Raw genomic sequence first — 18547 nt, 5'->3', positions numbered from 1 at the left:
CGCACGCCACGCGCGCCCGCCGGCGCAGGACCACAGCGGATGCGAGCTACCGCGATGCCCGTCGTGGTCCAGACCGTTGCTCCCGCGGCCTCACCCTCCGCGCTTTGTCGCGCTCACCCCGGGCCGCCGGTCTCGGAAGGCGCCGGCCTCGCGCACACATACGGAGCGGTGATTTCGGGTCGTGGTTGCCGGGGCGTCTTAGGGTGTGGGCTTATGCGTGGTGGCTTTCGGGTGGTCACGACCGCCTTCCTGGCTCTGGTGCTGGTCGGTGCCTGCTCGTCCGACCCGCCCGAGCGGCCGCCGGGCGGTGCGCGGGCCGAGGCGCCGGTGCCGCAGGACGTCATCGACCCGGCTCCGCCGCCGAGCGCGGTGCCGCCCGAGCCGGCCTGCGACCCGCGTGCGAGTCTCCGCCCCGCCGGCGCGCTGCCCCCGTTCGGGCGGATGCCCGCTGGTTCCACGATGGACAAAATTTTGGCGCGTGGCCGGCTGATCGCGGGGGTCGACCAAAACAACTACCTCTTCGGGTTTCGCGACCCGACCACCAGGCGGCTTGAGGGCTTCGACATCGACCTTGTGCGCGAGGTGGCGAAGGCCATCTTCGGTGACCCGGAGCGCGTGCAGTACGTGGTGGTCACCCAGGCGCAGCGGCTCACCGCCGTCAACGGGCAGGTCGACCTGGTGGCCAACTCGATGACCATCACGTGCTCGCGGCGCGAGCAGGTCGAGTTCTCCACCAACTATCTCGACTCCGGGCAGCGGGTGCTCGTGCCGGAGACCTCCACCGCCAAGGGCATCCAGGATCTCGGCGGCAAGCGGGTGTGCGCGGCCGCCAACACCACCTCGATCCAGGCGATCATCGACGCGCCCGCCAAGCCGGTGCCGGTCGCCGCGGTCGACTGGACGGACTGCCTCGTGCTGCTCCAGCAGGGCCAGGTCGACGCCATCTCCACCACCGACAACGTGCTGGCCGGCCTCGCCGCGCAGGACCCGACCACGAAGATCGTGGGGCCGCGGTTCAGCGACGAGCCGCACGGGTTGGCGTTCGCCCGGGGCGCCACCGACTTCGTCCGCTTCGTCAACGGCGTCTTCGACCGCCTCCGCGCCGACGGCGGCTGGATGCGCATCTACGACAGGTGGCTGAAGCCCACGCTGGGCCCGGTGGCGGCACCGCCCCCGGCCCGATACCGCGGCTGACCGGGTCTAAGGTCGCCTGGTGCGCATTCTTTTCGTGTCAGCGCCGCTGATCGGGCACCTTTTTCCGATGGTGCCGCTCGCCGTCGCCCTGCGCGAGGCGGGCCACGAGGTGCGGGTGGCGGCCGGCGGCGACGCGGCCGCCGCGCGTCCAGCCGGTCTCGAGGTCGACGACGTCGTGCCGGGCTTCGACTTCAGCCGCATCGCCCGCCGCGTGCTGCTGCGCCACCCGCTGATCGGCCGGGCCGAGCTGGCCGGCAAGGCCGGCACGAGGGGCGTGGCGCTCCTCTTCGGCGCGGTCAACGACCAGCTGCTCGACGGTGCCGTGCGGCTGGCCCGCGAGTGGTCACCAGACCTCGTGGTGTACGAGCCGCTGGCCGCCGCCGGCGCGCACGCGGCAGCCGAAGTGGGCGTCCCCGCGGTGCTGCACGGCAACACACTCTTCGACGAGGCCGAGCTGGTCCGCGTCACCACCGCCGCGATGCGCCACCAGCGGCCGGACGGGCTGCCCGCCGACCGGCTGGTGCTGAGCGTGGCCCCGCCCAGCCTGGTCGGGCCGCGGGAGGTGCGGCCGATGCGCTTCGTGTCGTACGGCGGCGAGGGTGAGCTCCCCGAGCTGCTCCGCGAGCCGCCGGAGGACGGCCGCCCGCGCGTGCTCGTCACCCACAGCACGGTGCCCGGCCCGGGCGGTGGCGACCTGATCGGCGCGGCGATCGCGGCGGCGTCCGGTGTGGACGCCGAGGTGGTGCTGGTCCGCCCCGATGCCACGCGCGACCTCCCGCCGAATGTGCGGGCGGTCGGCTGGACCCCGTTCGCCGAGGCGCTGCCCACCTGCGCCGGTGTGGTCCACCACGGCGGGGCGGGCACGCTGCTGGCCGCGCTGGCCGCCGGCGTGCCCCAGATCGTGGTGCCCGGTCCGGGAGACCGCCGCCGCAACGCCGAGCTTGTCGCGGCTCGGGGTGCCGGGCTGGCGGTCCCGGTGCGCCAGATCGACGCCGACGTCCTCCGCCGGCTGCTCACCGACGCGAAGCTGGCGGCCGCGGCGGCCGAGGTCCGCGACGAGATGGCCGGCCTGCCCCACCCGGCCGACCTGGTGCCCGACCTGACCTCCTGAGAGCACCGGCGATGAGGTCTTTCGCCGCGATGGCGGGCGGCCTAGTCTGAACACATGTTCAGAACGGATGTTCAGGACTACGACGTGGCGGTGCTCGGGGGCGGGCTCGCGGGCATGGCGACCGCGCTGCGGCTCCAGGCGGCGGGGCGTTCGACGGTCGTGCTGGAGGCGCACGGGCACGCGGGCGGCTGTGCCGGTTACTACCGGCGGCGGGGGTTCTCCTTCGACGTGGGGGCGACCACCCTCGTCGACTTCGAGCCGGGCGGGGTGGGGGCCGAGCTGCTCGACGCCACCGGCATGCCGCCGGTGCCGGGGGAGGCGTTGCCGGGTTACCGGGTGTGGCTGCCGGACCGCACCGTCACCCTGCACCGCGACCACGACGCCTGGCACGCCGAGCGGCTGCGCGTGTTCGGCGGCAGCGACCGCCACCTGCGTTTCTGGGCTTTGCTCGACCACCTGGCGAGCACCTTCTGGCGGGCGAGCCGGGCAGGCGTGCGGCTGCCGGTGCGTACCCCCGCCGACGCCTGGCGTGACCTGCGGGCGGTCGGCCTGCGCGGGCTGCCGGCCGGGCGGCACCTCAACGCCACGATGGGCGGGGCCCTGCGTCGCCACGGGCTGCGCGGCGACGTGCCGCTCGTGGCGCTGCTCTCGATGCTCGTCGAGGACACCGTGCACGGCACGGTCGACCGGGCGCCGCTCATCAACGCCGCACTCGGCATCACCATCCGGGGGGCCGGGCTGACCCGGGCGCACGGGGGGATGCGCGGTTTCTGGCGCCGGCTCGTCGCGCACTACCGTGGCATCGGCGGCCACCTGCGCACCGCGCACCGGGTCGCCCGGGTGACCGGCGCCGCCGGGGCCTTCCACGTGCACACCCAGCGCGGCACGGTGAGAGCGAGGCACGTGGTCAGCGCGCTGCCGGCGGCCACCACGGCGGCGCTCGACCCGAGCGTCGGGCGGCGGCTGGCGCCATACCTGGAGCGCGACGCCACAGCGCTCGGCGGGGCGGTCATGGTGTGCCTCGGCGTGCCCGAGTCCGAAGTGGACGGCCAGGCACTGACCCACCACCAGATCCTCGCCGGCTACGACGAGCCGCTCGGCGACGGCAACAACATGTTCGTGTCGGTCTCCGCTCCGGGCGACCTCGACAGCGCGCCGGCCGGCCACCGTGCGGTGATGCTGTCGACGCACACCGCGCTGCCGGCCTGGGAGGGGCTGGACGACGCCGAGCACGCGGCGCGCGCCAAGTGGGTCGGCGACCGGCTGGTCGATCTGGCGCGGCGGGCCTACCCGCGGCTGGGTGAGCGGCCCGTCGTCTACGAGGTGGGCACCCCGCGGGCCTACGAGCGCTTCGCCTTCCGGCCGGGCGGTGCGGTGGGCGGCGTGCGGCAGACCACGCGCAACAGCAACCAGCGCGCGGTGCCGCACGACATCGGGGTGCCCGGCTTCTGGCTCGTCGGCGACTCGACCTGGCCGGGGCTGGGCACCGTCGCATGTGTACTCGGGAGCCGGATCGTGACGGAGAAGATGACATGAAGCCCTCGCTCACACAGCTCGGCACCGATCTTCTGACGACCAGTGGGAGACAGCGTCGGATCGCGCTCTCCCGCCCGTTCATCGGGATGGTGGTCTTCGGGGTCGCGGCCTGGATGGGGTGGTGGTGGCTGACCCCCGTGGTGATGTTCGGGATCTTCGTGGCCGTCGTGACGGTGACCCACGACGTGGTGCACCGCGCGATCGGGCTGGGCCCGCGGGCGAGCGAGTGGGCGCTCCTGGCGCTGGGGTTGGTGCTGCTGGAGAGCGGGCACGCCTACCGCGTCACCCACCTCCAGCACCACCGCCTCTTCCCGCACGAGGACGACCCGGAGGGGTATCCGGCCAACCTCACCGCGCTCGGCGCGCTCGCCTACGGGCCGGTCTTCCTCGCCCGTCTCTGGTGGTGGGCGTGGCGGCGTTCGCCGGGCGACCGCGGGTGGCTCGCGGTGGAGGGCGCGGCGCCGTTCGTCGCGGTCGCCGCCGGCCTCGCGCTCCTACCCGCCACGCCGGCCGTCCTCGGGTACGCCGTGATGGCGATCGTGGGCAGCTGGGTCTACCCGCTGCTCACTGTCCACCTGCCGCATCGCCACTACGGCGACGACCCGCTCGACCAGACGCGCACGCTGCGCGGGCGGGTGATCCCGGCGATCTTCCTGGAGTTGACCTACCACCTCGAGCACCACCTCTACCCGCAGGTGCCGAGCCACCACCTGGCCCGGCTGTCGCGGCGGCTCGACCCGTTTCTCACCCGCTCCGGCGTCGTGCCGCGCCGGGTGATCTGATCGGAGACATGCCGCCGAAGACGCAGACCCGGGAGCGCGTGCTCAGCGCCGCCGTGAAGACGCTGGCCGAGCAGGGCTTCGCCGCCACCACCGCGCGGGCGATCGCGACCACCGGGGGGTTCGCGCCGGGCGTCATCTACTACCACTTCGACGACCTGGAGGACCTGCTCGTCGCGGCCATGCGGTACACGAGCGAGCAGCGGATCGCCCGGTACACGGAGCGGACCGCGGCCGTCGGCGGCTTCGCCGAGCTGGTCGAGACGTTGCGCGAGCTGTACACGGAGGACGCCGACACCGGCCACATCGCGGCTGTGCAGGAAATGGTCGCCGGTGCCAAGGGCTCGCCGAAGCTGGCCGCGCAGACGCTCGTGGAGGTGAATCGGTGGGAGGAGCTGGCCGCGGCGGTGCTCGGCCGGTTCGCAGCGGGCACCCCGATCGCGGCGCTGCTCCCGCTCCGCGAGCTGGCGACCGCGGCGGTCGCGTACTACATGGGCATCGAGACGCTCAGTCACCTCGACGGCGACCGTCACCGGCCGGAGGCGGTGTTCGCGGCGGCCAGTCGGGTAGCGGCGATGGCGGACACGTTCCGTAACCTTTCCGGTAGCTGAGCCAACGTTGACACCGCACAAAACGGAAGCGTTCAAGAACGGGAGCGCTTCCAAACACACCCCCTGTCCTGCGTCGATTACGAAACGTGACAGTGCCTCTACGGACGATGCGGACACTGACTGATCGGGCGAATAGCGCTTAGTGATCAAGGCGTACCTTATGTCGCACGCAAGGGAGGCTTAAGCAAAATGTGGCAAGGACGGATCGGGGTCCTGGCGCTGGTCGTCGTCGCCTTCCTCGCGGGCATCCCGATGTGCGCGGCCGGTGGTGGCGGCGGAGACAACCAACTAGAGGTCTACTCCTGGTGGACCGGGCCCGGTGAGGAAGAGGGTCTGGACGCGATGGCGCGGGAGTTCGAGGCGAAGAACGCGGGCGTCACGTTCGTCAACGCGGCCGTCTCCGGAGGCGCCGGCTCCAACGCGAAGGCGATCCTGGCCAGCCGCCTGCTCGCCAACGACCCGCCGGACTCGTACCAGCGGCACGCCGGGCTGGAGCTCGAAGACGACGTGCGGTCCGGCAAGGTGCGGGACCTGACCGCGCTGTACGACCGCGAGGGGTGGCGCGACGTGCTGCCCAAGGGCCTGCTCGACAACCTCACGATCGACGGCCGGATCTACGCGGTGCCGGTGAACATCCACCGCGCCAACCTGATGTGGTACACGCCGGCGACGCTCGACAAGCTGGGGCTGGCCGGGCCGCCGAAGACCTGGAGCGAGTTCCTCGAGCAGGCCGAGAAGATCAAGCAGGCCGGCCTCACGGCACTCGCGATCGGCCCACAGTGGACACAGAAGCACCTCTTCGAGACCGTGCTCCTCGGCGAGCTGGGCGCGGACCGGTACCAGCAGCTGTTCGGCGGCTCGCTGCGCTGGAGCACGCCGGAGGTCGGGGCGGCGCTCGCCACATACCAGAAGGTGCTCTCCTACTCCGACCTGCGCTCCGCGTCGGGTGACTGGCAGCCGCAGATCGACCGCGTTGTGCAGGGCACCGCGGTGTACGCGGTCATGGGCGACTGGGCCTCCGGCTACCTGGAAGGGCCCAAGAAGCAGCGGTGGCAGCAGGGGTACGCGGCGGTCGCCTCGCCCGGCAGCGACGGCGTCTACTCGTTCCTCTCCGACGCGTTCACGCTGCCCACCGGCGCCCGCAACCCCGAGCTGGCGGAAAAGTGGCTGATCGAGTGCGGCTCCACGGAGGGGCAAAACCTCTTCAACCCCAAGAAGGGATCGATCCCCGCGCGGATCGACGCCGACGCCAAGCTCTATCCCGGCTACCTCGGGTGGGCGCTGGGGCAGTGGCGCGACAAGCGCACCCGGATCGTCGGCTCGCTCGCCCACGGCGTGGTGGCCAACAACGCGTACAACGCCGAGATCGACTCCGCCCTCGGCCTCTTCAACCAGACCGGCGACCTGCCCAAGCTGGCGTCCACGTTGGACAGCACCTACGAGGCGACCCGATGAGCGCTCCCGAAGGCCCGCACGGCGTCGAGCTGATCGGCACGGCCCAGGCGCACCGTCCGCGCCACGCGCAGGCCGGCGTGGAGCGCGACTGGCTGCACCAGCCGCCGGCGCCGGTGAGCCGCCCCTCGCGCATGCGCCGCGTGCCGGGCTGGCTCGCCGGGCTCGGCCTCATGGCGCCGTCGCTGATCCTCGTCGGCATCTTCGTCTACGGCTTCATCGGCTGGAACGTGCGCGTCTCGTTCACCAGCTGGCAGGGGCTCACACCGGTCTACGACTTCGTCGGGCTCGACAACTACACAGCACTGTGGAACGACGCCCGCTGGCGCACCGACGCCCGCAACATCGTCGTCTTCACGACCGTGTTCGTGGTGGGCGCGCTCGCGCTCGGCTTCGTCATGGCGCTGTTGCTGGAGAAGGGCGCGCGGGGCGAGGCGTTCTACCGGGGCGTGTTCCTCTTCCCGATGGCGATCTCGTTCATCGCCACCGCGATCGTGTGGCGGTGGCTGCTCGACAACGGCAGCGGCGGCGACACCGCCGGGCTCAACAAGCTCTTCAGCGACCTCGGCCTGGGCTTCCTGCGCAGCGACTGGCACAAGTCCGACTCCTCCTGGGCGATCGCGGCGGTCGCCCTCCCCGCCGGCTGGGCGCTTTCCGGGTACGTGATGGCGCTCTTCCTCGCCGGCATGCGCGCGATACCCCACACCTTCCGCGAGTCGGCCCGGATCGACGGCGCGAGCGAGTGGCAGGTCCTCTGGTACGTGATGCGGCCGGCGCTGCGCCCGGTCACGTTCAGCGCGGTGCTCATCCTGATCCACATCTCGCTGAAGACGTTCGACCTGCTCTACGCGCTCGACCAGGGCAACCTGAAGATCGACACCCCATCGCTGTACATGTGGTTCACCACGTTCGACGGCGGCTTCTACGACCGGGGCGCCACCATCGCGACCGTGCTGCTGATCGGCGTGGTGCTGATCATCGGCCCCTACATCCGCCACTGGCTGCGAACGGAGCGGCGATGACCGTACGTGGCACCGCCGGCATCCCGGCCCCGGCCCGCACCTCGATCCCGCGCCCGGTGCACCAGCCCGCCCCCACCGAGCCCGGCGCGGCTCTTCGCTCGCGGCGCAACGCCAGCTGGCTCACCGTCCTCCGGTACGTGGGGCTGTGGCTGCTCGTCGGCTTCTTCCTCATGCCGGTGTACGTGCTGCTGGTCACCGCCTTCAAGGACCCGTCCGACGTCACGGTGACCGGCATCTTCTCGCTGCCGAGCAGCCTGTCGCTGGACAACTTCACCGACGTGTGGCCGAAGCTCTCCACCAGCTTCCGCAACAGCCTGAGCCTTTCCATCCCGGCCAGCCTGATCTCGTCGCTGCTCGGCTGCGCCAACGGCTTCGTGCTCGCCAAGGTGCGCTTCCGCTATGCCAACGTTGTCTTCCCGCTGATCCTTTTCGGTATCTTCGTGCCGTACCAGGCGATCGTCATCCCGCTCGCCCAGACCATGACCGACCTCGGCCTGCGCGGCGGCGCCGACCGCACCGGCGGCCTGGCCGGCCTCACACTCATCCACATCATCTACGGCCTGCCGATCACGACGCTGATCTTCCGCAACTACTTCGTCGGCCTACCCGACTCCCTGATGGAGTCGGCCCGCCTGGACGGCGCCGGCGTCTGGCAGACCTTCCTCGACGTGGCGGTGCCCCTGGCGCGCCCGGCGTTCGCGGTGTCCATCATCTGGCAGTTCACCGCGTCCTGGAACGACTTCATGTTCGGCGCGATGATGACCACCCGCGAGTCGTGGCCGATCACGGTCGCCCTCAACAACGTCGCGGGTGGACAGTCGATCCCGTTCGGCCAGGCGATGGCCGGCGCGCTGCTGGCCAGCATCCCGACGCTGGCGATCTACCTCCTACTCGGCCGCTTCTTCCTGCGCGGCGTCCTGGCCGGCACTCTCCGCGACGGCTGACCTCGGGCGGCCTACCGGTAGTGGGCGCCCCGTAGGGGGTGGTGTCGGGGCGAACACGGATGTTCGTACATAGACCAGCTTCGTAGGGTGCACATAGGACATGTGAGCCCAACGGAGGAGGAGATCTATGCGCATCCATCCGGGCAGGGCGGCGGTCGGGGTCGCCCTGGCCGCTGTCCTGGTCGTCGTGCCGGCCACCGGTGCCGCCGCGGGGGTGGCGCCGGCGGGTGGCGACCGGCGGTTGCTGGAGCAGGCCGCCGACGACCTGACCGGCCTGGGGGTCACCGGCGTGCAGGGCATCGCCGCCGACGGGCGCCGCACGAGCACGGCGCGCTCCGGTGTGGCCGACATCCGCACCGGCGCGCCCGTGCCCCACGACGGCTACTTTCGCATGGGGAGCAACACCAAGACGTTCGCCGCGGTGATTCTCCTCCAGCTTGTCGCCGAGCGGCGCCTGTCGCTGGAGGACAGTGTGGACCGGTGGCTGCCGGGCGTGGTCTCCGGCAACGGCAACGACGGGCGGCAGGTCACCGTGCGCCAGCTGCTCCAGCACACCAGCGGCATCTACAACTACACGAACGACCTCGCCGGGCTGAACTCGGCGGAGGAGTACCTGGAGCACAGGTTCGAGCACCTCGACCCGGAGGAGCTCGTGGCGATCGCGATGAAGCACGAGCCGGTCTTCGCACCGGGCACGAGCTGGGATTACTCCAACACCAACTACATCCTCGTCGGGATGATCATCGAGCGGCTCACCGGCAAGGCGTGGGCGTCGGTGGTGCGGGAGCGGATCACGCGGCCGCTCGGGCTGTCGCGCACGTACTCGCCGGGCGACGTGCCCACCCTGCCCAGGCCGCACGCCAAGGGTTACCAGCAGTTCGAGCCGGGCGGGCCGCTGCTCGACACCACGCTGCTCAACGTGAGCTGGGGCTGGGCCGCCGGTGACCTGGTCACGACGCCGAGCGACCTGGTGCGCTTCTGGCAGGCTCTCCAGAGCGGACGCCTGCTGGCGCCGCGCCAGATGGCCGAGATGCACCGCACCGTGCCGGCCGAGGCGTTCGAGGACGTCTGGCCGGGCGTCCGGTACGGCCTCGGCGTCATGTGGATACCCACGTCCTGCGGCGGCTACTGGAGCCACGGCGGCGACGTGCCCGGCACCAGCACGGTCGACGGCGTGACCGGCGACGGCCGCCGCGCGGTGGTGCTGGCCATCAGCACCCGGTTCGCGGGCGACGAGGAGGCTCTCGCGGTGTATCACCGGGCGGACCAGGCGGTGGCGGACATTCTTTGCTAATCACGAATAGGGGGACAGCCCGGCCGTGACGACGAGCGATTCGTCCGAACGGCCGGGCTGTGTTACCTGAACGTGACTTGCCATCGACGGTTCCCGTTGGCTTAATTCGTTTAGTCAGATGACAAATTGCGGTGGCGGCCTCGGCGGGCTGGCGCCGTGCCTTACCCCCCACGCGCATCGGTCTTCGGCGAGCCGATGCGAGATATCCCGCTGTCCTCATCCAGCGAAGGAGTTCCTTCGTGCCCGCAAATCGCCGAGCTCACCGTGCCAGACGTCCCCTCCTCCTCGCCGCCACGGCCCTCCTCGCCGCGGCATCCGCGCTGGTGGCCGGACCGGCACCGGTCCAGGCCGCCCCGATAGCGCAACAGGCCGCAGCGGCGGCCGAGCCCTTCTCGGTCCTCGTCTTCTCCAAGACGGCCGGCTTCCGCCACGACTCGATTCCCGCGGGCATCGCGGCGATCCAGCAGCTCGGCGCGGACAACGGCTTCACCGTCGACGCGACCGAGGACGCCGGCGCGTTCACCGACGCCAACCTCGACAAGTACGCGGCGGTGGTCTGGCTCTCGACCACCGGCGACGTGCTCAACGCGGACCAGCAGGCCGCGTTCGAGCGGTTCATCCGCGCCGGCGGCGGCTACGCCGGCATCCACGCCGCCTCGGACACCGAGTACCAGTGGGCCTGGTACGGCGACCTGGTCGGCGCGTACTTCGCGTCGCACCCGGCCAACCAGACCGCGACCATCAAGGTCGAGGACCCGGCGCACCCGTCGACCGCCTCGCTGCCGGCCAAGTGGTCCCGCTTCGACGAGTGGTACAACTTCCAGACCAACCCGCGGGCCGACGTGCACGTGCTGGCCAGCCTCGACGAGCGCAGCTACACGCCGGGCGCGGGCGCGATGGGCGCCGACCACCCGACCGCGTGGTGCCACGACTTCGACGGCGGCCGTTCCTGGTACACGGGCAGCGGCCACACCATCGAGTCGTACTCGGAGCCGAACTTCCTGGCGCACCTGCTCGGCGGCATCCAGACCGCGGCCGGCGCGGTCGACTCCGACTGCGCGGCCTCGCAGACCAGCAGCTTCGAGAAGGTGACGCTGGACAGCAACACCAGCAACCCGATGGAGCTGGACATCGCGCCGGACGGCCGGGTCTTCTACATCGAGCGCGACGGCCGCGTCCAGATCGTCAAGCCGGACACCCGCACCACGGTCACCGCGATCGACCTCGACGTCTTCACCGGCAACGAGGACGGCCTCATCGGCATCCGCCTCGACCCCAACTTCGCCACCAACGGCTGGGTGTACCTCTACTACGCGCCCAACGACGGCATCGCCCGCAACCGGGTGGCCCGCTTCACCGTGCAGGGCGACTCGATCGCGCTGAGCAGCCAGGTGACCATCATCGAGGTGACCACGCAGCGCAACACGTGCTGCCACGCGGGTGGCAGCATGGTGTTCGACGGCGCGGGCAACCTCTACCTGGCCACGGGTGACAACACCAACCCGTTCGAGTCGAACTCGTTCACCCCGATCGACGAGCGGCCGGGCCGGCAGGACTACGACGCCCAGCGCACCTCCGGCAACACCAACGACCTGCGCGGCAAGGTGATCCGGATCAAGCCGCAGGCAAGCGGCGGGTACACGATCCCGGCGGGCAACCTCTTCCCCGAGGGCACCGCGCAGACCCGGCCGGAGATCTACGCGATGGGCTTCCGCAACCCGTTCCGGATCGGCATCGACAAGCAGACCGACACGCTGTACGTGGCGGACTACGGCCCGGACGCCAACGCGGCCAACCCCGACCGCGGTCCCGAGGGCACGGTCGAGTGGAACGTGGTCACACCGGGCAACTACGGCTGGCCGTACTGCCACGGCGCGAACTACGCGTACAACGACTACACGTTCCCGTCCGGCCCGAGCGGCGCGAAGTTCGACTGCGCGGCGCCGGTCAACAACTCGCCCAACAACACCGGCCTGACCAACCTGCCGGCGGCCAAGGCGGCCACCGTCGACTACGACTACAGCGGCAACCCGCTCTTCCCGGAGATCGGGGGCGGCGGCGCGCCGATGGGCGGCCCGGTCTACCGGTACGACGCCGCGCTCACCTCCGACCGCAAGTGGCCGGCGTACTACGACGGCAAGGCGATGTTCGGCGAGTGGAACCAGAACAAGATGTACACGTTCCAGCTCGACGACGACGCCAAGTCCCTTGTGGACATCAACCAGATCCTGACCGGCATGACGTTCCTGCGGCCGATGGACTTCGAGTTCGGCCCGGACGGCGCGCTCTACATGATCGAGTGGGGCACCGGCTTCGGCGGCAACAACGACAACTCCGGCGTCTACCGGATCGACTACATCGCGGCCGACCGGGCCCCGATCGCGGTCGCCTCCGCCGAGCCCACGTCGGGCCAGCCGCCGCTGACCGTGCAGTTCTCCAGCGAGGGCTCGCGTGACCCGGACGGCGGCGCGCTCACCTACGCCTGGACGTTCGGCGACGGTGGCACCTCCGACCAGGCCAACCCGTCGCACCAGTACACGGCGGCCGGCAACTACACCGCCCAGCTGACCGTCACCAACCCCAAGGGCCGCACGGCCGTGGCCAACGTGCCGGTGACCGTCGGCAACACCACGCCGACCGTGACCATCGAGTTCCCGCCGCAGGGTGGGTTCTTCGACTGGGGCGACCAGATCAAGTACACGGTCAAGGTGACCGACCCCGAGGACGGCACGATCGACTGCTCGAAGGTGAACCTCCAGGTCTACCTGGGTCACGACGAGCACAACCACCCGATGCAGTCGTACACCGGCTGCGAGGGCACCGTGCAGACCGCGCTGGCGGCCTCACACGGTGCCGAGGCGAACGTGTTCACGATCCTCGAGGCCACGTACACCGACGGCGGCGGCTCCGGCGGATCCAAGCCGCTGACCGGCCGCTCGGTCGAGGTGCTCCAGCCGAAGCGCAAGCAGGCCGAGTACTTCGCGGCCACCGGCAAGGCGCCGGACGGCCTCGGCACCGGCGACCCCGGCGTGGTCCGTGAGACGACCAGTGACACGGCCGGTGGCTTCCAGAACATCGGGTTCATCGAGGACGGCGACTGGTGGTCGTTCTCGCCCACCAACCTCACCGGCATCGACACCCTGCGCTTCCGGGTCGCCTCCGGTGGCAACGGCGGCACGATCCAGGTGCGCACCGGCGCGGTCGACGGCCCGCTGCTGCTCACCGCCACCGTGCCGGCGACCGGCGGGTGGCAGATGTTCACCGACGTCTCGGTGGACCTGCCCGCGCCGCAGACCGCCAGCGGACCGCTCTACTTCGTGGCCCGCAACAACCCGGGTGACACGGGCGGCGGCGGCCTGTTCAACGTGAACTGGGTCGACTTCCTCGGCCGCGGCGTCACCGACAACGCGCCGCCGGTGGTGAGCGTCTCCGCGACACCGACGACGGGCACGCTGCCGCTCGCGGTGGCGTTCACCGGCACGGCTACCGACGCGGATGGAAACACGCCGCTGACGTACGCGTGGGACTTCGGTGACGGTGGCACCGCGAACACGCTCAACGCCACGCACACCTACAACGCGCCGGGCACGTTCACCGCCACGCTGACGGTGACCGACAGCAAGGGTGCCAAGGGGTACGCCACCGCGACCGTGAAGGTGAACGCGCCGAACACGTCCTGCTTCGGGGCACGCTCGGACGACTTCCTCGGCACCACGCTCGACAAGACGCGTTGGTCCACAGTGGTCCGGGAGAACCAGCTCTACTCCGTCCAGGGTGGATCGCTGGTCCTGCCCACCTCGGTGGGTGACCTCTACGGCGGGACCAACACCGCGGCCAACCTCGTGCTCCAGCCAGCGCCGAACGGTGCCTGGCAGGCCACCACGAAGGTGACGATCGCGGCGGCGGCCAACTACCAGCAGGCCGGTCTCCTCGTGTACGGCGACGACCAGAACTACGCCAAGGTCGACATGCTCTACAACGGCAGCCGCCGGGTCGAGTTCATCCGGGAGACGGCCGGCACGCCGCGCAACGAGGGTGCCGACAGCGCCGCCGCACCGGCCGGTTCGGACACGATCTACCTGCGGGTGACGAGTGACGGCACCAACCTGACCGCGGCGATGTCCGCCGACGGGCAGACCTTCACCCCGGTGGGCCGGGCGGCCGACCTGGCCGGCATCACCAACCCGAAGGTGGGCCTCTTCGCCCTCCAGGGCGGTGGGACCGCACCGGTGATCGACGCGACGTTCGACTGGTTCCAGATCTCGCCCGACGAGCCCGCCGGACCGGTGACCCCGTCCGACGAGTTCAACGGCACGAGCCTGGACAAGTGCCGCTGGGACGCGATCCTCCACGAGGACCCGGCCGCGTACCGGGTGCAGGGCGGGTCGCTGCACATCGACGTCCCGAATGGTGACATCTACACCACACCCAACACCGCACCGACGAACTTCATCCTCCAGGAGGCGCCGTCCGGCGACTGGACGATGGAGACGAAGGTGGACGGCAGCCTGCTGAACGAGCAGTACCAGCAGGGCGGCCTCATCGTGTACGGCGACGACGACAACTACCTGAAGTTCGACTTCGTCGTGGACAACTCGCCCGGGTCGGCGGTGTCGCGGCGGATCGAGCTTCGCAGTGAGATCGCCGCCGTGATCCAGAACCCGCAGCCCGGCCCCACCGGCCTGACGTCGGCCGTGTGGTACCTGCGGCTGGCCAAGGTGGGCAACGTCTACACCGCGTCGTACTCGGCGGACGGGCAGACCTGGACGGCGCTCGAGCCGCTGACCAACGCGGCTGTTGGCGCCACACCCAAGGTTGGCGTGTTCTCGCTCGGCGGGCCGCAGACCGCTCGCAAGACGGTCTCGTTCGACTACTTCCGGCTCAGCACCGAGCAGGAGGAAGAGGATGAGACCGCGCCGGTAACGGTGGCCACTGTGGACGGCACGGCGGTCGAGGGCTGGTACACCGGCCCCGCGACCGTCACGCTGGCCGCGACGGACAACGAGGGCGGCAGCGGGGTGGCCCGCACCGAGTACCAGCTCGACGGCGCCACGACCTGGACCGCGTACACCGAGCCGATCCTGGTCGCCGGGGACGGGACGCACGAGGTGCGCTTCCGCTCGGTCGACGAGGCCGGCAACGTGGAGGCGACCAAGTCGGTACCCGTGAAGATCGACGCGACCGCGCCGGTGACGACGGCGACGTTCGCGCCGCCGTCCGACGGCGGGTGGCACGCGGGGGCGATACCGGTGACACTCGCCTCGACCGACGCCGGTTCGGGTGTCCAGAAGATCGAGTGGTCGCTCGACGGTGGCCCGTGGACGCCGTACACGCAGCCGGTCGACGTGACCGGCAACGGCGAACACGAGCTGCTCTACCGCGCGACGGACAAGGCCGGCAACGTCGAGACGCTCAAGTCGGCGGTGCTGCGGATCGACGGCGACAAGCCGACGGTCCTGGTCTCCGGTATCGCCGACGGCCAGCTCTACGGCGACAGCCAGGACGTGCGGGTCACGTTCCAGGCGGTCGACCCGACCTCCGGCGTGCAGTCGCTGGTGGGCAAGCTGGACGGCAAGCCCTTCCAGTCCGGCACGCTCCAGGTCATGTACGACCTGACGCTCGGCCTCCACGAGCTGGTGGTGACCGCCACCGACAAGGCCGGCAACGAGACGACGGCGAACGTGCGGTTCTTCGTCACCACCTCGTTCCGGGACATGCAGAACCTGATCGACCGGTTCAAGTCGACCGGCCAGCTCTCCACCAAGGCACACCGCCAGCTGTCCAACAAGCTGGAGGCGGCCAGGGTCTCCGAGGCCACCGGCAACGACAAGCGGGCGATCCAGCAGCTCCAAGCGTTCATCGGGCTGGCGTCGGATACTACGTTGGTGACCGACCCGGACGTGCGGAGCGTGCTGGTACGCGACGCCAACGCCATGATCGTCCGCTTGGGCGGTCAGGCGTCGGCGGCCGGCAAGAAGGCCAACGGCGGCGTGTCGCTGGCCGGCACCGGCCGCCTCGACGGGGACGCGACCCGCGTGCCCGAGGGCGGCAAGCTCTAACCGATCGCGTGGGGCCGGCCACCGCACCGGCCGGCCCCACCTCTTCGGAAGGCTTCGGATGAGCAACAAGGTCAAAGCCCGCCCGGCGGCACGGGGCGTCCGGTCCGGCCCGTCGGCGGGGCGGCGCGTGGCGCCACTCCTGATCGCGTTCGCCCTCGGTGCGCTGCTGGCCGGGCCGATCGGGGCGGTCGCGGCCGGTGGTTCCTCCCCGGTGGACGACAAGGTCGCGTCCCTACAGGCCGAGGAGGCCAAGCGGGACGCGGCGCAGATCGTCGAGCTGACCGGCAAGGCGCGCGAGGTGCGGGAGGCGCTCGTGCCGGTGCTCGAAGGGATGGGCGCCGCGCTGCCGCCGTCGCGGGCGGCGACGAAGTCCGATGTGGAGCGTTGGCAGGCGGTCACCGGCAAGGCGGTGGAAGACTTCGCCAACCCGCCGTCCGGTGGCACCGGCGTCAACATCGCCCGCTCCGGCCTCGCGGCCGCGGTCCGCTCGCTGGACGCGGCGGTCGACACGTACGCGGCGGCGCTCGCCCAGCCGTCGCCCGCGCTCTTCGAGCTGGCCGGCCGCCAGCGCGAGATCGCGGTCGCCACCTGGTCCACGGCCGCCACCCAGCTCGACGTGCTCAACATCGACTCCGGCAACGGCCACGCCCACGTCTTCCTGCCGGCGGCGCCGGGGCAGGGGGCGCTGACCGCCGACGGCGCACCGGAAGGAAAGTGACATGCCCCAAAGGCTTCTGGGCAGGCTCCTGGCCGTACTCGCGGTCGTGCCCCTGCTCGCCCTGTGGCCCGCGGCGCCGGCGGCCGCGCACGGCGGCCCGCTGGTGCTCGACGTCGCCGGCGACGGCGCGACCGGTGTGACGGTCCGCGCGACGTACAAAAAGGACGGTCACCCGGTGGCGGACCAGGTGCTGCGGCTGGTGCTCAACGCCACCGGCGAGGGCGGCCGCAAGGTCGGCCCGGTGCAGCTCAACCCCGCCAACGAGGGTCAGGGCTTCTACACCAGCGGCCCGGTGCTGACGCCCGGCAGGTGGACGGTCGTGGTTGTCGCGCCGGAGCCCAACGCCGGCAAGGCGGAGGCGGCGATCGAGGCGCGGGTCGCGCAGACCGCGCCACCCCCGGCACCCGCCTCGGACACATCGGACGGCGGCGGCACGTGGCGTTGGTGGGTGGCCGGCGCGGCCCTGTTTCTGGGGACGGTGATCGCGCTCGCCGTGGTCGGTCGCCACCGCATGAAATCCCTGGCCGACCGCGCCTGACCGCGGTCGCCGCCGGCGCGCGGGTTTGGGCTTGTCCCGCGGGCCTGGCGGCCCGCGGGAGCATACGGTCCGCAGGTGACGCGGACCGGGGCAAATCTGGCTTCGAGAAATGGGTTTGGCCGGCGAGGTGACGGGCGTGCGCGCGGTGGCCAAGAGGCGCGGCGCGGAGGATCCGCGGGGTGGAGGGACGGAGTAGCATCCGCACAGCGGGCCGGCCGGGATGTGAGGCACCTGGGCGACGACCCGCCGGGAGAGGGGGCGCAGGTGGCGTCTCGCGGCGGCCGGCCACGGATCGGACAGGTCGCGGCGCTGGCCGGGGTCAGCGCGACCACCGTCTCGCACGCGCTCAACGGGCGGCGCCCGGTCTCCGAGGCGACCCGGCGGCGGGTGCTCGACGCGATCGAGGAGCTGGGTTACCGGCCCAACGTCGTCGCGCGCGGGCTGCGTGCCGGGCGGAGCCTGACCATCGGGCTGGTCATACCGGACATCACCAACCCGTTCTACCCGGTGCTCGCCCGCGGGTTGCAGGATGTGCTCGGGCCGGCCGGATACGACGAGATCGTGACCAACACCAACGGCGAGCGCGACCTCGAGCGCCATGCCCTCGACAAGATGATTTCGCGGCAGGTCGACGGCATCGCGTTCGCGGTGTTCCACACGCATGCGGACGACCTCCGTCCTGTTATCGACGCGGGCATCCCGGTCGTGCGGCTCGGCGGGCGCCAGGCGCTGCCCGGCGTCGATCTCGTGCACAGCGACGACGAGGGCAGTGCCGCGGAGGCGGCGCGCTACCTGTTGCGCGGTGGGTTCCGGCGGATCGCGTTCGTCTGCGGGCCGGCCGCCGAGGGGCCTGCGGCCGAGCGGGTGGCCGGCTACCGGGCCGCGCTCGCCGAGGCGGGCGTGGCGGTCGACCCGCGGCTGGTCGCGTACACCGAGTTCAGCCGGGCCGGTGGCGCGGAGGGCGTGGGGCGGCTGCTGGAGCTGCCCGAGCCGCCGGACGCGGTCATGTGCGCCAACGACATGATGGCGATCGGCGCGGTCGACGCCGCTCGCGAGCGCGGGCTGCGGGTGCCGGACGACCTCGCGGTGCTGGGCTTCGACGACATCGAGGCGGCCAGTCTCGTCACGCCGCAGCTCACCACGATGGCCAACCCGGCGCGGGAGATCGGCCGGGCGTGCGCGCGGCTGCTGCTGGAGCGGATCTCCGGCACCGTCACCGGTCCGTCCACCGAGGTGGTCATCCCGGCGCGGCTGGTGCGCCGGCAGTCGGCGTAGTAAGTTGCCGAGGT

Annotated in this window: 13 protein-coding genes; all 13 read left to right on the top strand. The window is 71.3% G+C overall.

Annotated features, from left to right (window positions below):
* Nucleotides 1-213 precede the first annotated feature (213 nt).
* On the top strand, nucleotides 214-1194 hold the full coding sequence (locus tag AC5L36_RS29790; RefSeq protein WP_441214988.1) for a glutamate ABC transporter substrate-binding protein: 981 nt from the start codon (nucleotides 214-216) through the stop codon (nucleotides 1192-1194).
* Nucleotides 1195-1213: 19 nt separating this feature from the next.
* Entirely contained in the window at nucleotides 1214-2305 is a 1092-nt protein-coding gene (locus AC5L36_RS29785; RefSeq protein ID WP_441214989.1) for a nucleotide disphospho-sugar-binding domain-containing protein, read from the top strand.
* Between the two features lie 54 nt (nucleotides 2306-2359).
* Nucleotides 2360-3841, top strand: a complete 1482-nt coding sequence (locus AC5L36_RS29780; protein WP_441214990.1) for a phytoene desaturase family protein — start codon at nucleotides 2360-2362, stop codon at nucleotides 3839-3841.
* Entirely contained in the window at nucleotides 3838-4623 is a 786-nt protein-coding gene (locus AC5L36_RS29775) for a fatty acid desaturase (RefSeq protein WP_441214991.1), read from the top strand. Before AC5L36_RS29780 ends, AC5L36_RS29775 begins: the two co-directional genes overlap by 4 nt.
* A gap of 8 nt (nucleotides 4624-4631) precedes the next feature.
* The gene (locus AC5L36_RS29770) at nucleotides 4632-5231 is read left to right on the top strand and encodes a TetR/AcrR family transcriptional regulator (protein WP_441214992.1); all 600 of its coding nucleotides are present in this window, start codon (nucleotides 4632-4634) and stop codon (nucleotides 5229-5231) included.
* Between the two features lie 189 nt (nucleotides 5232-5420).
* A complete protein-coding gene (locus AC5L36_RS29765; protein ID WP_441214993.1) occupies nucleotides 5421-6686 on the top strand; it encodes an ABC transporter substrate-binding protein in 1266 nt (421 codons plus the stop codon).
* Entirely contained in the window at nucleotides 6683-7705 is a 1023-nt protein-coding gene (locus AC5L36_RS29760; RefSeq protein WP_441214994.1) for a carbohydrate ABC transporter permease, read from the top strand. Before AC5L36_RS29765 ends, AC5L36_RS29760 begins: the two co-directional genes overlap by 4 nt.
* Complete coding sequence (locus AC5L36_RS29755; RefSeq protein ID WP_441214995.1) at nucleotides 7702-8649, top strand: carbohydrate ABC transporter permease; 948 nt, start codon at nucleotides 7702-7704, stop codon at nucleotides 8647-8649. The genes AC5L36_RS29760 and AC5L36_RS29755 overlap by 4 nt, the downstream gene beginning before the upstream one ends.
* Nucleotides 8650-8776: 127 nt before the next feature.
* A complete protein-coding gene (locus tag AC5L36_RS29750) occupies nucleotides 8777-9943 on the top strand; it encodes a serine hydrolase domain-containing protein (RefSeq protein WP_441214996.1) in 1167 nt (388 codons plus the stop codon).
* Between the two features lie 239 nt (nucleotides 9944-10182).
* Nucleotides 10183-16002: a ThuA domain-containing protein gene (locus AC5L36_RS29745; protein ID WP_441214997.1), complete on the top strand. Its 5820-nt coding sequence runs from the start codon at nucleotides 10183-10185 to the stop codon at nucleotides 16000-16002.
* Nucleotides 16003-16060: 58 nt separating this feature from the next.
* A complete protein-coding gene (locus AC5L36_RS29740; RefSeq protein WP_441214998.1) occupies nucleotides 16061-16720 on the top strand; it encodes a hypothetical protein in 660 nt (219 codons plus the stop codon).
* A gap of 1 nt (nucleotide 16721) precedes the next feature.
* Nucleotides 16722-17258, top strand: a complete 537-nt coding sequence (locus tag AC5L36_RS29735; protein ID WP_441214999.1) for a hypothetical protein — start codon at nucleotides 16722-16724, stop codon at nucleotides 17256-17258.
* Nucleotides 17259-17522: 264 nt separating this feature from the next.
* The gene (locus AC5L36_RS29730; RefSeq protein WP_441215000.1) at nucleotides 17523-18533 is read left to right on the top strand and encodes a LacI family DNA-binding transcriptional regulator; all 1011 of its coding nucleotides are present in this window, start codon (nucleotides 17523-17525) and stop codon (nucleotides 18531-18533) included.
* Nucleotides 18534-18547: the final 14 nt, after the last annotated feature.

It is taken from the genome of Phytohabitans sp. LZ39 (assembly GCF_059359075.1).
The sequence above is the reverse complement of the archived record's forward strand: the minus strand, read 5'-3'. Positions and strand labels throughout refer to the sequence as shown.